Raw genomic sequence first — 14,382 nt, 5'->3', positions numbered from 1 at the left:
GGGCTATTCGGATTTTAGGGTTGAAATGAAATTATCGAAATTCCAGTTTATCAAGAAAATGGTAGGAAGAAACTTAATTAATAAGGCGGTGTTCACAGGAATGGAAGAATTGATTAAAAAACTTAGGGGATTACATCAAATACAGATTTACACAGTCAATGAACATTGGTGCATTCAACTTTTTGACTTAGATGTGTGTGCAAACGATTATGATGTCCAACCTTGCCCCAAGTTCGAGTGTGTGTTTGAGACTTCGGGCACAGTGCTTTATAACGTTCTGTCTGATGCTCTTGAATGGGCTGAAGAACATTTGCGGGGTATGCAACTTTCAGGGTGAAATGATCACCACCTCATAAAAGTAGATGCATAAACTTTCTGCAACGATCAAGGTGAAATAAGTGTTAATCCAATCTTCGATAGAAGGAGGAACGATATGAAGGCTATAACTATACATCAGCCGTGGGCGAGTTTAATTGCAATAGGAGCGAAGCGATTTGAGACGAGAAGTTGGAAGACGAACTATCGTGGGCCGATTGCCATTCATGCATCAAAGACAGACCCTCATGACATGATTCGGTCACTACCGCATGATGTTCAACGAGCCATGTATGAGCAATTTTACGATAGGTTAGGAATTAGTTCAGGAGCATTAAAGAGGATGCCAACGGGGTCGATTGTGGCGACTGCTGAGTTGTCTGATTGTTTGAAATCTGTAGACACTTGGACGGACGGATATGAATTAGAGGGCAGAAAACTTATTTATTCACCTGAATATGAGTTTGGAGATTTTACGCCAGGCAGATTCACATGGGAACTAACCAACGTAAGGATGTTGGACGATCCCATACCAGCAAAAGGTCAACAAGGTTTATGGAATTGGAATCCCGATTGAAGTATTGCACATGTTTTTCACCTCGAAAGTTCAATACCCCATTTGTGAGAAGTGTCTTAGTGAATACATTATGTTTCATTAAATGGAAATTGAACCACAGGTTTCAACCCTAAAATCCGAATACCCATAAATTGGAGGTGGTTTGATTGGAAAAATACATCCGGACTTTAATGCAAGCTTTTGATATTGCTCGCAGGGCTTATAACGAGATTGATAGATTGAAGAAACAGCTCGAAGATGAGCAACGAGAAAAAACCTTGCTCCTGCAGCAGATCGAGCGGGCAATCGAGGATCAGCGAAAGGAACTGCCGGTAATTCCGCTGGAAGTGGCAGAAGCAATTATATGGTTCAGAAAATACGATTACACAACCGGATCATTTGCAAAACTTTGCTGGACGGAGCACATGTACGATGACAACCACCATACCCGTACTCTCAAGCAATACGTAAAGAACGGATTTGGCGACACGCTTCTGCAAGCTCTCGTCAACGGATACACCGTCGAGCAGGCGCTGGAGCCCACGTTCGACGATAAATTCGCATAAGAAGGTGAGGTGAGATGCAAGGTTGGATAAAACTTCACCGCAAGCTGCTGACGAGTCCTTTCTTCGCTGATCCGAACTACCTCAAGCTGTGGGTTTTGTGCCTGCTCAAAGCATCTCACCAATCTACGAAACAGCTTATCGGCAATCAGCTAATAGACCTGCAGGAAGGGCAGTTTGTAACCGGTAGACACGCCATAGAGGAGGAATTTAACAAGGGAATTAAGCCCTCTCTACAACTTAGCAGCTCCACTTTATGGCGAATGCTATCGCGCTTCGAAAGTGAGCAAATGTTGAACATCAAAAAAACGACGAAATACAGCGTCGTTACTGTGGTTAACTGGTCTCAGTATCAAGATTTGGACAGCATTTGGACAGCAAATGAACAGCAGTTGAACACAAACAAGAATGTAAAGAATTATAAGAAAAAAGATCTTAAAAGATATTGTTCTTTTTCTCCTAAAAAGAAGATTCCATCTAAGAAAAAAGATCCTGATGAAAGTGAGGGAAAATCGGTGCCTAAAGATAACACAGCAATCATCGAACAGGTTATCCAATACCTTAATGCAAAGCTTGATACCAAATACCGCCCATCGACGAAGGCCATCATAGAAATGATCAACGGCCGGCTGAATGAAGGGTATGGGCTGGACGACTTCAAGTATGTTATCGACGTGAAGGCAGCGGAATGGCTTGGCAATCCGAACATGGAGAAGTACTTGCGGCCGTCCACCCTTTTCCGCCCGACGAATTTTGTGGAGTATCTTAACCAGAAGATGTCGGTTGCGGCGGAAGGCGGATCAGGTCTTTCAAAAGAGAACGAACGGCTGCTGAAAAAAATCCAAGAGGAGAAGGCCAATGAAGAAGTCGGAGCTTACTCAGATTTTGACCATACTCCGAAACAACTACAATAATTTCGCCTTCGATGATTTCAAAGAGGCCCTATGGTTCGATATGCTCAAGGACCTCCCCGACGGCGCCGGGCTGGCAAATGTACGGCAGCACATTATGACTAACAAATACCCGCCGACGATCGCGGATATAAGGCAAGTCGAATCGAACAACTACCAGCAGTTGCGTGTTGAAACTGCCGAACGATTCGCGGAGCTGGAACAATGGAAACGTGAGGCCGTCCCGCTGCCGGAGCATTTGATTCCTAAAAGCCTCAGAAGCGGCGGTGAAGACGATGAATGAACGCTCGCTGCTATACGAGGCGGAAATGGCGGTCCTCGGCTCTATCCTCCAACAGCCGGATCTTATCGACGATTGTTACCTTGAGCCGAACGAGTTCCAAAAAGACGAGCGCCATCAACTTGTAATGCAATTCATGCGCTACCTGCAGGAAGAGGAAGGGGTCCCGCTGGATACGATGTCAGTGGCTCAGGCGGCTGGAGATAAGCTGCTAAAACTTGGCGGCTTATCATATCTCCTTGAACTTAAGGATTCGGTTCCGTCTGTTGCGAACTTTGATTATTACCAAAGCATCGTCCGGCAGGCGTATGTAAAGCGCAAGTCAGTCGGGATGATGGGAATGCTTCAGGACTTAGGCATGAGGCAAGAGATGGATGCCAAGGAGCTTGTCGGCAAAGCGCAGGAAGCTTTCGAAGAACTGGCCGAGCTTACGGTCACGGAGCAGAATGATGTCGTTAAGATGTCGGCTATCTTGAAGGATCACCATAAGACGATCCGAGAGAGAGCCACTAAGCAGGGCATTACCGGCGCCAAGACGGCAAGTAAAGACCTCGATGCGCTTACCGGCGGACATCAGGACGGCGACCTGGAGATAATCGGGGCCCGGCCGAGCATCGGGAAAACGGCCTACGTTGTGAATGACATGGTTGAAACGGCAAGAGGCGGGCGCCCAGCGGTGCTGTTCTCGCTTGAGATGAAAGCCGATCAGATTGCGGAGCGTTTCATCTGCACTCTTGGTAACCTGGACAATACCAAGCTGCGAACCGGCCACTTGTCGGACACCGATTGGGAGCGCTGGAGCAACGCAATGGAAGAGTTGGACCGGCTACCTATCTACATCGACGATACCCCGGGCATGACCCTGCAGCAGATCAAGGCAAAGGTCAAGCGGTTGAAAAAGCAGCACCCGCGCATTGTCGTTTACATTGACTTTCTACAGTTGGTCCAGCCCGGCCGGCGGTTTACCAAAGAGCATGAAGGTGTCGCTTTTGTATCCAAAGGCCTGAAGCAGATTGCCAGGCAGTTCGAATGTCCGGTAATCGCTATCTCAGCCGTCGGCCGTAAGTGTGAGGAACGGCAGGACAAGCGCCCGATGATGTCGGACCTGCGGGAATCCGGCTCCATAGAGTCCGATGCCGACATAGTTATCTTCCTTTACCGGGATGATTATTACAATCCGAACAGTGACAAGAAAGCCGACAATGGTCTGAGCGTGATGGAACTGATCGTCGCTAAGGGACGGAACGTCGGGACCGGAACGATAGAGGTCGGATTTAACAAAAAGACCGGACGGATCTTAAACCTTGATCGCAAACACCATGAGAAAAAAGGTGGGTGATGGCGGTGGCGCTCAAGCTGGAAAACGAAGAGCAAGCGGTAAAGGCTGAGGCACAGCGCGCGGACCTCCAGAAGAAACTAAAGAACCCGCTGCTCGATGAGGACGAGCGCGGCAAGCTCAAAAAGATGGTGGACCGCCTTACCCAAATCATCGACGAATACCGAAAAGATCATCCGGCGCCGCCGCCTCCGGCACCACTCGGGGCTACCGTAATCCAAGAAGCGGCATACCCGACGCTGGACCCGCGCCCAGACCTGACGGAAGACGCACACCTCTGGCGGGACCTGCTGCAACTGGCCGATGAGATGGATAAGGAGGCTGGCCGGGAGTACGAGAAAGTCGATACCTTGTGCAGTACGCTAAACGGTTTTCGCTGCGGAGGAACACGGCTAAGGGCGGGAAAAAGCATTTGGGTACTGAAGCCGGACATCGGCCGGGACGCGTGGGAATCGCAGGCTGAATACGACGACTTCAAAGCGCGATACCTCCAGCAGTGGGGCGACGTCATTCCCGGGCTACTGCAAGAAATAACCAAGCGGCACCCGCTGCCGCCGAAGGAGGCTGGACCATGAATCGATGGCACGTCTATGAATGGTTGAAAGAGTCGTACATGTTCTCCGGCATCGTCCCGACAATTCACGCTGTTCGCGCCCACTTCTTCGGTCAGATCGATCGAGAGGAATTGCTCGAGGGCATTATGGAGTTCCAACATACAGCAGGAGTGCAAATACCGACAGAAAGGAGTGAACAGCTTGTCAAAAACATTCGTGATTAAAACCCGCAAGGAGAAGGAGTCCAACGATGCACCTACGTCGATCGATCTTGAGCGAAGCATTTTGGATGTGCGTAAGGCTTACAGTAGCGGCAGCGATGAAGATTTCGCCCGTATGTATCGCAGGCGGTATCGCGTCTCTGAGGCTGTCGTTATGAAGGTGTTGGGCGACCGGACAATGATACTCGAAGCTCGAGCAGCACTCCCGGGATTGCAGGTAGATGAGTTTGTGGAGAAGACAAGCAAGGCGCTGCGCATTAAGCCGGCATTGGTACGCACGGTTTTGGAGATGAGCGGAAAGGGGTGAGGAAGGTCGGCAAGAAAGCAATCCGGCCGCATGCTGGACGGCAGATCATGGGACGAGTTCCCAGAAACGGAGATGATCAAATGTTAACTCTTGAGGACATGTACGAAAAACAAAAAGAGCTTGATGCTCGCATTATCAAAGAAAAAGGACATGAAGGTGTGGACCTGCTGCCGAATACAGTGCTGGCCCTGCAGGTGGAGATTGCGGAGCTCGCGAACGAATGGCGCGGGTTTAAACATTGGAGCAATCGTCAGAAACCACGTATGTATCCGCTGGATAGATGTGATTATTGTGGCGAAGATGTTGAATACACTCGTCCAAGTCCATTCATGGCTGATGCTTCATCGTCAATGTGTAAACAATGTTGGGACATGACAAAAGAGGAATATGCAGCATCAAATGATGAGCACATTCCAGATTTCGAAGATTACCCACATTTCCCTAAAAAAGTACCGCAGAAAATGTTAGAAGAATATGTCGATTGCCTGCAATCTTCCTCTCGATCGCGCGGCAGCTCGACTTGCCAGCAGATGACCTATATTGCTGGGATGATGTAACGGAAGGGGAGACAGTCACCCTCTTCACGGAGCTGCTGCACAATGTCGGCTTAATCAATGGAGAGCAGTTCTTGATGCAACCGGAGGCGTTTAACAAGAGGGAGAAATTGCGAACTTCTTTATCTATCTTCTATGCACTTGGCGAGCAGCGCCTTGGCTTCACCTTTGAACAAATCGCCGAGGCTTACATGGCGAAAAACGCGGTGAATCACGCTCGCCAGTCCAACGGCTATTAAGGCGGTGGGTGATTGGATGAGCAAAAGAATGATCCCGGCCGATGAGCTGCTGCGCGTCATTGATGACTTTGAAACGAAGGCAGCGACGGAAAAGCAGATTTACCAAGCATATGAAAAAGCTGGCGGTTTCCTCCGGCATCAAATGAAGCACAAAGCGACAGCGCGGGTGTATGAGTATGTCGCAGAGGAGTTGAAAAAACTGCTATGAGGTTTGTTGGCATCGATCCAGCTACAAAAACAGGCTTCTGCGCCTTAGATGAGCGCGGTAACGTCCTGGTGGAGAAAGAACTGATCGGGGAAGGTAAAAAGGAGCCCGGTGGCATATCGATTGAGCAGTTGGTGTCGCTTGAGGATTCGCTATACAAGCACTTGAAGCCGGGGGATGAAATTGTAATCGAACAGCCGGCTATGGGTACTCAGAAGGGTGTCACGACGGGGATGATACACGGCGGCTTGCGATCAATGATTCATCGCAAGGGACTGGCCTTCAACGACTGCAATCCTAACTGGACGAAGAAATACGTCGGGGTAACCGGTTGGGTAGGCGAGCCGGGAAACAAGCGGCGCCTGAAGGATAAAGAGAAGAAAGCTGCGGTGAAGGCATCAGTGCTCGAGCATTTCGGCTATACGCACAAAAGCGACAACGTAGTGGATGCCTACATAATCGCCCGGATCGCATTGAATCTGTACCGCTGCCGAGAGTTTATGCCGCTGCTGGACCTGCTGCCGTATCAACTGGAAGTTGTTCAGGACATTTTGAACCCTAAAAAATAGTAGAGGATGCGTGAATAAATGGCTAAAAAAGAGAAGTTTCACAGTACGGCACCGCAAAATGTTGTAGACTTGCTCGAAGAAGTGATCGGAGAACATCATAAGGAATTGGCAGTTTCAAATTTTCTTGTCCTCTTCAAGCACGGCGGTTGGAAGTCCAAAGGGAAAACGGTTCTAGGCAAAGTAAGGGTCCTATCGGATGATTTGCGCAGAACAATGAACAAAGATGTCATCCTCTATCTGAACGCTGATATGTGGGCGATTTTGTCCCAGCCGCAGAAGAAATATGTGCTCGATCACAATTTGTACACGCTGGATTTAAAGTATAACAGGCACGGTGATATTCTTGAAGCTGCCGACGGCAGACCGCTATTGACTACTGTTCCGCATGATATAGAAGGATTTGTGGACGTTGTAAGGCGACACGGCATCATCATGGAGGATGTGAAGCGTCTGGCCCGGGCGATGACGGAGACGACGCAGATCACGCTTGAAGATGCACTGAAGTTCGAACCAAACGAGAATGCAGCAGATGAATTCCGGAATAAAGTTGCCGAAGCTGAGCCAAGAGATGGCATCAAATACACCGTCGAGGCAGGAGTTGTTGAGCAGGTAACCGTTCCGGAAGAATCAGACGAAAAGCCGAAGATGCCGGACGATGAGGATTTGCCTTATTGATCCTAGCTTTCCTATGCCCACAAGGTAACGAAAATTAACAACGACGTAAATAAACGTTACGGAGGGGCGGAGAAATCCGCTCCGAAGCCGTGAAGGAGGAAGGGTATGCAAGAAATCATAGTCGACAACTTCGCTGGCGGAGGCGGAGCCAGCACCGGCATTGAACTGGCAATCGGGCGCAGCGTGGATATCGCTATTAATCATGACCCAGCTGCCATTGCCATGCACAAAGCAAACCATCCTGAGACGGAGCATTACTGCGAATCGGTTTGGGATGTGGAGCCGCTGAAGGCAACCGACGGACGTCCGGTGGCGCTATGCTGGTTGAGCCCCGACTGCAAGCATTTCAGTAAAGCGAAAGGCGGCAAGCCTAAAGAGAAAGGCATCCGCGGTCTTGCATGGGTTGCGGTCCGGTGGGCGGCGACGGTCCGGCCGCGGGTGATCATGCTGGAGAACGTCGAGGAATTCAAAACATGGGGCCCACTGCTTAAAGACGGTATGCCTGATCCTGATAAGAAAGGCCGAACATTTAATGCCTTTGTCAATGCACTGAGGCGGCAGGGTTACAAAGTCGAGTGGCAGGAATTGCGGGCATGTGATTATGGAGCACCAACCATTCGCAAGCGATTCTTTCTTGTAGCGCGGTGTGATGGCCGCCCGATCGTCTGGCCGGAACCGACGCATGGCGATCCAAACAGCGAAGAAGTTCAATCAGGCAAATTGAAGCCATGGAGGACAGCGGCTGAAATCATCGACTGGTCCATTCCTTGCCCGAGTATTTTTGAGCGGAAACGACCGCTGGCCGAAAACACGCTGCGCCGGATCGCCCGGGGCATTCAGCGGTTTGTGATCGATAACCCTCGGCCATATATTGCACCGTATGTGATCAAGGTGAATCACCACGGCGACCAGTTCCGGGGGCAACGGATGGATGAACCGCTCCAAACCGTTACGGCGAAAAACGGCTGGGGAATAGTCATTCCGCATATAACAAAGTTCCGCGGCGGAGCAACCGGACATGAGTTATCAGAGCCGCTTCACACGGTCACATCAGGCGCGGGATCGAGCCGCCCGGCAGGAGCCGCCCATGCACTGGGTATGGTAGCAGCGTTTTTGACACAGTACCACTCCTATGACGACAGCGCCCGGGGGCAAACGATGAATCGCCCGTTGTTGACCCAGGACACCAGCAACAGGTATGGCCTTGTTGCTGCTCACGTAGTTCGGCATTTTGGGGAGTCGGTTGGCAGCTCGGTTGGTGAACCACTTGGAACAGTGACCGCCGGGGGCGGTGGAAAGAGCGGGCTGGTTACCTCGCACTTGATCAAGCTGCGCGGTACCTGCCAGGACGGCCAGCCAGTTACGGAACCGATGCCAACTATCACAGCCGGCGGTCTGCATGTCGGCGAGGTCAGGGCCTTCCTACTCAAATATTATGGCTCGGCTGATAATGGCCAGACACTCGACGACCCGCTGCACACGGTCACGACTAAGGACCGCTTCGGGCTCGTAACGATCGAAGGCACAGAATACCAAATCGTTGACATTGGCATGAGGATGCTGGAGCCGCACGAACTTTTCGCCGCCCAAGGCTTCCCGAGCAATTACATCATCGACCGGGACGCGGACGGTAAGCGATATCCCAAGTCCGCGCAGGTCGCCCGCTGCGGCAATTCCGTACCGCCGCCGTTTGCAAAGGCGCTTGTCCGGGCAAACCTTCCAGAACTTTGCCCGGGGTCCGGAAATGCATTTACATTTGAGCGATACTCGGATGCAGCGGGTCAGTTACAACTTTCTATTTAACAATCACCCCCGGCCGCATCCTGGGGGATGGAGGGGGTGGGGGAAATATCGTACGAGCAGATAGAGCTATTTCCTTCAAAAACCGGTTCGGACTCCGATCGGGCCATAATCCTGCTCGAGCAGTTTGGTTTCATGAAACGGTTTATTGAGGAGTTCGAGGCACATGGCGAGCTCCTGCACTTAACCGATATCGAGGGGGAACGGGCTCGAAAGGTTTTCCAAGACGAGACGCGTGCGGACAAAACGGCAAACGCGGTCGTCCTCCACGAGATCCGGAAATGGAGATACAACGTTTTTAAATGCGCCGTGACGAGTATCGAAATGGCGCATCGCATGATCCGGGATGAGGAAGTAAGGGATGCGATCGAGTGCAGATATTTCCGTGAGGTTCCGGTCATGCGGGCGGCGCAGGAGCTCAGGATGTCGAAGGGCACGCTGCGCCGGCGTTTGGAGTCTGGAGAAGAGTCCATCGGCAATTATCTGAAGTTGATCGGCGAGCTTGATCGGGATTGGACGTTTTAACGGGACTCGCAAGGGTCCCGGATTCACACAATATTTACAGCGCTTATTTGGACAAAAAGAGACATTGGGAACACGTTCAAAAGATGAAACATAATGAATACAAGTTTTCGTAAAGAGTTAAAAGGAGTGGAGAGCCATAGAGTTTGTACAGCCGATACGAAGCAGATGAAAGCAGTACTTAGAAAGCAGTCTGAACGAGATTGGTTTCTACTGGTGATGGGCATTAACGTGGGGCTGCGGATCGGTGATTTGTTGCAGCTGCGCGTCCGGGATGTCCGGAATAAATCGCATTTAACGCACAGGGAACGTAAGACCGGCAAGCGGCGGCGCTTCCCGATCAATTCCGAGCTGCGAGAGATCATTAACCAGTACACAAAGGGTATGCAGGACGGCGATCCTCTTTTCAAGTCCTACAGGACGAAGCAGAACATTGGCAGGGTGCAAGCCTATCGGATACTGAACCGAGCGGCGGCAGAGGTTGGACTGGCCGAGATCGGGACGCACACGCTGCGGAAGACGTTCGGCTATCATTTCTACCGGAAATACAAAGACGTGGCGCTGCTGCAGCAGATATTCAATCATTCGGCGCCGTCGATCACAATGCGGTATATCGGAATCAACCAGGATATTATTGACGAAGCCGTAGGCGGCTTCCACTTATAGGAGGAGATTTAATGGAAACAGCATTCAAAAAGCCCGAACGGGTACATGTTGACGCACTTGCTTACCTATCGGGCATTCTGAAAAACGGACTGACCAAGGACCTGCAAGATCATCAGATTATTTGTCCGGTATGTCAGGGGACCGGCCTTGCATTAACAGAACAACGGTATGGGATCAAAGGTGACCCCGACAAACGCGCAGCCTTTCCTTACACATCGCAGTATATCGTTGGCTGCCAGAACTGCTTTACTGGCATTGTCAACCTTTGCAGACACTGCACGGCCCAGCTGCCCCGCAGTAAGTCGCAATGTGATTGCGAGAAATCGAAAGCTGAAAGAGCAGCAGAACACTCTGCTAAAGCTCGTGCTATTTTTGACAAAGCGATCAAGGTTAAGGCGGATGACGAGATCGCCAAGGGGATGGGAATGTACTACTTCGATTCTTACCCCTATAACGAAGGTTACTTCAGCGACTTTGATGAGTTCTTCGAATGGTGGGAAGAAAGTCACGAGCCCGGTGAAGAACGTCCGCAGTACGTATGGGGGACGGATTGTATGGGGTTGATCCTTGATGCGGACAGCATCCTGGAGAATGCCACTGAAGATTTGCACGAAGAAGCGTTCAACAGGATCGAGGAAAAAGATGAGCTTAAGGCATTCCTTGAAGCTTGGTGCGCGAAGCAACAGGGGACAACGACCTATTACAGCACCCAGAAATACGCTATCGAAATACCTTGGCGATGAACATTCGCTGAATACGGAAATACATGGGAGGTAAATCCGTGAATGTAACCAAAGAAGAAATGAAGCAAATGACGGTCGGCAGTATCGTTAAAATCGCATGTCCAGAATGCGAAGGGCATGAAGCGCATAAAAAGCTTCTTAGCGGGAAATGGATTTGCCAATGGTGCGGCGATGTTAAGGACATGAACACCCGTTTGAACTCAAACCGGGAAGAACCGCTGCAAATAGAATTTATTGACCTTTAGGAGGGGATAGCGTGAACTTAGTCGACGCTTACGTAACAAAGGTTCTTGGCGAACCGGAGTACATCGACAAATATGCGAATGAAGGCGTTACGTGGTGGCAGGTGCCGGTTGAATGCGATTCTTACGGCAGGTTGAGTGAGACGAACCTAGTGTTCAAAACGGAGGAAGAAGCCAAAGAAGTTAGGGTTGGACACCACTTTTTATGCTAGAAGACATCCGATCAGACCGCAGCGTCAGCGAGGCCGAATACATCTATTTTGGAGGTATCACATGGAACTGATTGATAAACAGAAACTGTTGGAATGGTTGGATAACAAAGCGGACGCTCGATTATATGACGGCGTGTATCGCGCTCTTATCGAAGTATTCAACGAAATTAAATCCGGCACATTTGACGACCATTCCGCACAAGAGGAAATACCAAGCTGGCAAGAGATTGCGGAAATACAGGAAGCAAGAGCAATACAGGCAGAACAGGAACGGGATGCGCGGTATGAGTTCGACAAGCAACGAACAATCCGGCTCGAAGAGGAACGGAATGCGCTACTGGAATTTATAAAGTCGAAAGGGTTGGAGTTCAATGGGACGCAAAATTGATGATCTTTATCTCGAAAACCAAGAACTATACCTTTTGCAACAGAGGAAATGCAGTCGTTGCTTGGAGATAAAAGAATTGTCCGCATTCCCGTTCCAGAAAAAGTCTGCAACTGGATACGCGGGCTTGTGTCGGAAATGCAGCTATCAGCGAAACAAGGCAGCCATACAGCGCAGAAGAGAAAGAGATCCACTTAAAGAACTCAACTACAAACGTGAATACCAAAGTCGTCCAGAAGTCCGTGGCAAGGTCCGTGAAAGGTATGTTCAGAGCAGAACATCTAACCCTGAGAAGTATAAGGCAAAAGAGGCAACACAGAAGCAAAGCGAAAAGGGAAAAGCACGTAACGCGCTGCGAAACGCCGTGCATGCAGGGAAGATCGTCAAGCCGGAAAAGTGTGAGCAATGTAAGACAATCGGAAATGTGGAAGGACATCATCCTGACTACTCAAAACCATTGGAGGTTGTCTGGTTATGCCGACCGTGTCATCGCAAAGTGCATTGGAAAGAAAATCAGCAACCAACTGGTTAGCCCGTTCCATCATAACCAAGATAGAAGAGAAAAAACCTTTATACGGCTCGCGCTGATTCGGTCGAAACGATGGCGGCAAGCCGTTGCGATGAATTGAACAAAAAAGAGCAGGAGAAGCGATCCGAACAATAAAGGTTTCAAGTGAGTAATAGGACAAGTCGTGATTTGTATACAATAAAACATGGGGAAAGGGGGAATTCGTATTCCATTTAACATAACAGAAGTGAATGGTTCGAAATCTCCTTATGAGTGGTACGCCAAAAAGGTTAAGGAATTCGCAAAAGAGAAATACGGACTTGATTTGAAAGTTGAAATTAATCCTCAATATACAAATGAAAAAAAAGACTTATCAGACACCCGTTGAATTTGGGTGTCTTTTGGTTAATAATACAGGTAATAACTTTAATGGATGTATCACTATTTAACTAATCACAAAACGGGGGCTAACGTCATGCAAGAAAAGATCAAATGTGGGATATATGCTCGTGTCAGTACAGACAAGCAGGGGGATTCCATTGAAAATCAGGTGAGTCAAGGTCTCGAGTATATTAAACGGCTTGGTGAGCAATACGACACTGATAATGTGATCATATATAGCGATGAGGCTGTGTCAGGCTATTATACCAGTGTATTTGATCGGGCCGAAATGAAACGAGCTATAGCGGATGCTAAAAACAATCTAATCAAACTGCTCGTATTTAAAGAGGTCAGCCGTGTAGGCCGGGATAAGCAAGAGAATCCGGCCATTATTGGCATGTTCGAGCAATATGGGGTTCGAGTCATTGCCATCAATGATAATTACGATTCATTGAACAGGGACAACATTACATTTGATATTCTCTCCGTGCTGTCTGAGCAGGAAAGTAAGAAGATCTCCGTACGTGTCAGTAGTGCTCGTAAGCAAAAAGCAGCTCGCGGCCAGTGGAACGGTGAGCCGCCTTTCGGATACAGGGTGAATCCTGAAACTAAACGGCTGGTCATCGATGAAGATACGGGGAAAATACCTCCATTGGTGTTTGATTGGTACGTTAACCGAGGCATCGGTACTTTTAAAATAGCGGAGCAACTAAACAAGAAGGGCATCTTAACAAAGAACGGGAATCGATGGAGCCGGGAGACTATTAATCGCATGATTCGTAATCAGGCATACATTGGACAAGTGGTTTATGGGACTCGGAGGAATATGTTGCAGCGGGAATATGATGACAGCGGTAAGATGAGCAAAAAGAAAGTTCAACTTAAGATCGATAAAAAGGAGTGGCAGGTCATTGAGGATTGTCATCCCTGCTTGATAGACAAGGAAACATTTTACGCAGCACAAAAGATTATGCTGTCCAGGACACATGATCGGGCTCCAAAACGAGCTTATCATCCGTTGACTGGTATATTAGTTTGTGGCAAATGTGGACAGGGTATGGTTTGCCAGAAGCGTTCCTATAACGGCAAGGAGTACCGTTATTATATTTGTAAAACATATCACAAGTACGGACGTGATACATGCTCTCAAGCTAACATCAATGCTGATGAGTTAGAGCGTGATATTATACAAGCCGTTCAAAAGCGATTAGCAGCATTACCGGATGACATCCTTCAAATATCCTCCGATCGTGAAAATGACATTCTAAGACTTGAACAAGAACTAAAGTCCATCAATAATCGCAAGGACCGTCTGGTAAAGGATCAACGGGACATTTTTGCACAGCGTGAGCTCTTCCCTGAAGAACAATATCGAAAACAGATGCTTGATATTAAGGCTGGAATAGAGTGGTTAGAAGAAGAATCTACGATTATTCAAAATCAAATCGTGGGAATTATAGAGAAGATTACAGAGACGTCGTCCTTTCAACATATAACCGAAGAATTCAAGTCATTAGATCCGAATGATACGGAAAGGGTACGTGTATTGCTGCACGATATTATTGGAAACATCACCATTGATGAGGAAAACATCCGGATCGAGTATAACTATGCATTTTAGTTAATTATGAAACACAC

General features: G+C 48.9%; 23 protein-coding genes. All 23 read left to right on the top strand.

Annotated features, from left to right (window positions below; all coding sequences use genetic code 11):
* Positions 1 to 100 precede the first annotated feature (100 nt).
* Positions 101 to 337 (top strand): hypothetical protein, encoded by a 237-nt coding sequence (locus JMF85_RS24755; protein ID WP_127610364.1) that lies wholly within the window; start codon positions 101 to 103, stop codon positions 335 to 337.
* A gap of 96 nt (positions 338 to 433) precedes the next feature.
* Positions 434 to 892, top strand: a complete 459-nt coding sequence (locus tag JMF85_RS24750) for an ASCH domain-containing protein (RefSeq protein ID WP_127610339.1) — start codon at positions 434 to 436, stop codon at positions 890 to 892.
* A 146-nt stretch (positions 893 to 1,038) separates the two neighbouring features.
* Positions 1,039 to 1,437: a hypothetical protein gene (locus tag JMF85_RS24745; RefSeq protein ID WP_201319090.1), complete on the top strand. Its 399-nt coding sequence runs from the start codon at positions 1,039 to 1,041 to the stop codon at positions 1,435 to 1,437.
* A 14-nt stretch (positions 1,438 to 1,451) separates the two neighbouring features.
* A complete protein-coding gene (locus tag JMF85_RS24740; RefSeq protein WP_201319089.1) occupies positions 1,452 to 2,348 on the top strand; it encodes a conserved phage C-terminal domain-containing protein in 897 nt (298 codons plus the stop codon).
* Complete coding sequence (locus tag JMF85_RS24735; protein ID WP_201319088.1) at positions 2,293 to 2,628, top strand: replicative helicase loader/inhibitor; 336 nt, start codon at positions 2,293 to 2,295, stop codon at positions 2,626 to 2,628. The genes JMF85_RS24740 and JMF85_RS24735 overlap by 56 nt, the downstream gene beginning before the upstream one ends.
* Positions 2,621 to 3,964, top strand: a complete 1,344-nt coding sequence (dnaB, locus tag JMF85_RS24730) for a replicative DNA helicase (RefSeq protein WP_201319087.1) — start codon at positions 2,621 to 2,623, stop codon at positions 3,962 to 3,964. Before JMF85_RS24735 ends, dnaB begins: the two co-directional genes overlap by 8 nt.
* 5 nt (positions 3,965 to 3,969) lie before the next feature.
* A complete protein-coding gene (locus tag JMF85_RS24725; protein WP_201319086.1) occupies positions 3,970 to 4,536 on the top strand; it encodes a hypothetical protein in 567 nt (188 codons plus the stop codon).
* A complete protein-coding gene (locus JMF85_RS24720; RefSeq protein WP_201319085.1) occupies positions 4,533 to 4,739 on the top strand; it encodes a hypothetical protein in 207 nt (68 codons plus the stop codon). The genes JMF85_RS24725 and JMF85_RS24720 overlap by 4 nt, the downstream gene beginning before the upstream one ends.
* The gene (locus tag JMF85_RS24715) at positions 4,717 to 5,043 is read left to right on the top strand and encodes a hypothetical protein (protein ID WP_201319084.1); all 327 of its coding nucleotides are present in this window, start codon (positions 4,717 to 4,719) and stop codon (positions 5,041 to 5,043) included. Before JMF85_RS24720 ends, JMF85_RS24715 begins: the two co-directional genes overlap by 23 nt.
* Before the next feature lie 80 nt (positions 5,044 to 5,123).
* Positions 5,124 to 5,600, top strand: a complete 477-nt coding sequence (locus JMF85_RS24710; RefSeq protein WP_201319083.1) for a dUTP diphosphatase — start codon at positions 5,124 to 5,126, stop codon at positions 5,598 to 5,600.
* A gap of 74 nt (positions 5,601 to 5,674) precedes the next feature.
* Positions 5,675 to 5,836, top strand: coding sequence for a dUTP diphosphatase (locus JMF85_RS24705; RefSeq protein WP_201319128.1), 162 nt, complete (start codon positions 5,675 to 5,677; stop codon positions 5,834 to 5,836).
* 16 nt (positions 5,837 to 5,852) lie between these two features.
* Positions 5,853 to 6,044 (top strand): hypothetical protein, encoded by a 192-nt coding sequence (locus tag JMF85_RS24700; RefSeq protein WP_201319082.1) that lies wholly within the window; start codon positions 5,853 to 5,855, stop codon positions 6,042 to 6,044.
* Positions 6,041 to 6,610, top strand: coding sequence for a hypothetical protein (locus tag JMF85_RS24695; protein ID WP_201319081.1), 570 nt, complete (start codon positions 6,041 to 6,043; stop codon positions 6,608 to 6,610). Before JMF85_RS24700 ends, JMF85_RS24695 begins: the two co-directional genes overlap by 4 nt.
* Positions 6,611 to 6,628: 18 nt before the next feature.
* Complete coding sequence (locus tag JMF85_RS24690) at positions 6,629 to 7,285, top strand: putative metallopeptidase (RefSeq protein WP_201319080.1); 657 nt, start codon at positions 6,629 to 6,631, stop codon at positions 7,283 to 7,285.
* 105 nt (positions 7,286 to 7,390) lie between these two features.
* The gene (locus JMF85_RS24685) at positions 7,391 to 9,088 is read left to right on the top strand and encodes a DNA cytosine methyltransferase (protein ID WP_201319079.1); all 1,698 of its coding nucleotides are present in this window, start codon (positions 7,391 to 7,393) and stop codon (positions 9,086 to 9,088) included.
* Between the two features lie 36 nt (positions 9,089 to 9,124).
* Positions 9,125 to 9,610 carry a hypothetical protein gene (locus JMF85_RS24680; protein WP_201319078.1) on the top strand — a complete coding sequence of 162 codons (486 nt, stop codon included), beginning with the start codon at positions 9,125 to 9,127 and terminating at the stop codon, positions 9,608 to 9,610.
* A 165-nt stretch (positions 9,611 to 9,775) separates the two neighbouring features.
* Positions 9,776 to 10,273, top strand: coding sequence for a site-specific integrase (locus JMF85_RS24675; protein WP_397376011.1), 498 nt, complete (start codon positions 9,776 to 9,778; stop codon positions 10,271 to 10,273).
* Between the two features lie 11 nt (positions 10,274 to 10,284).
* Positions 10,285 to 11,016, top strand: coding sequence for a hypothetical protein (locus JMF85_RS24670; RefSeq protein ID WP_201319076.1), 732 nt, complete (start codon positions 10,285 to 10,287; stop codon positions 11,014 to 11,016).
* 38 nt (positions 11,017 to 11,054) lie between these two features.
* Positions 11,055 to 11,261 (top strand): hypothetical protein, encoded by a 207-nt coding sequence (locus tag JMF85_RS24665; RefSeq protein ID WP_201319075.1) that lies wholly within the window; start codon positions 11,055 to 11,057, stop codon positions 11,259 to 11,261.
* Between the two features lie 11 nt (positions 11,262 to 11,272).
* On the top strand, positions 11,273 to 11,470 hold the full coding sequence (locus tag JMF85_RS24660; protein ID WP_201319074.1) for a hypothetical protein: 198 nt from the start codon (positions 11,273 to 11,275) through the stop codon (positions 11,468 to 11,470).
* A gap of 61 nt (positions 11,471 to 11,531) precedes the next feature.
* On the top strand, positions 11,532 to 11,858 hold the full coding sequence (locus JMF85_RS24655) for a hypothetical protein (RefSeq protein ID WP_201319073.1): 327 nt from the start codon (positions 11,532 to 11,534) through the stop codon (positions 11,856 to 11,858).
* Positions 11,842 to 12,387 carry a hypothetical protein gene (locus tag JMF85_RS24650; protein ID WP_201319072.1) on the top strand — a complete coding sequence of 182 codons (546 nt, stop codon included), beginning with the start codon at positions 11,842 to 11,844 and terminating at the stop codon, positions 12,385 to 12,387. The genes JMF85_RS24655 and JMF85_RS24650 overlap by 17 nt, the downstream gene beginning before the upstream one ends.
* A gap of 451 nt (positions 12,388 to 12,838) precedes the next feature.
* On the top strand, positions 12,839 to 14,365 hold the full coding sequence (locus JMF85_RS24645; RefSeq protein ID WP_201319071.1) for a recombinase family protein: 1,527 nt from the start codon (positions 12,839 to 12,841) through the stop codon (positions 14,363 to 14,365).
* Positions 14,366 to 14,382: the final 17 nt, after the last annotated feature.

This window comes from Paenibacillus sp. EPM92, assembly GCF_016586185.1.
GTDB classification, from domain to species: Bacteria; Bacillota; Bacilli; order Paenibacillales; family NBRC-103111; genus Paenibacillus_G; species Paenibacillus_G validus.
Note: the sequence above shows the minus strand (reverse complement) of the source record. Positions and strands in the feature narration are given on the sequence as shown.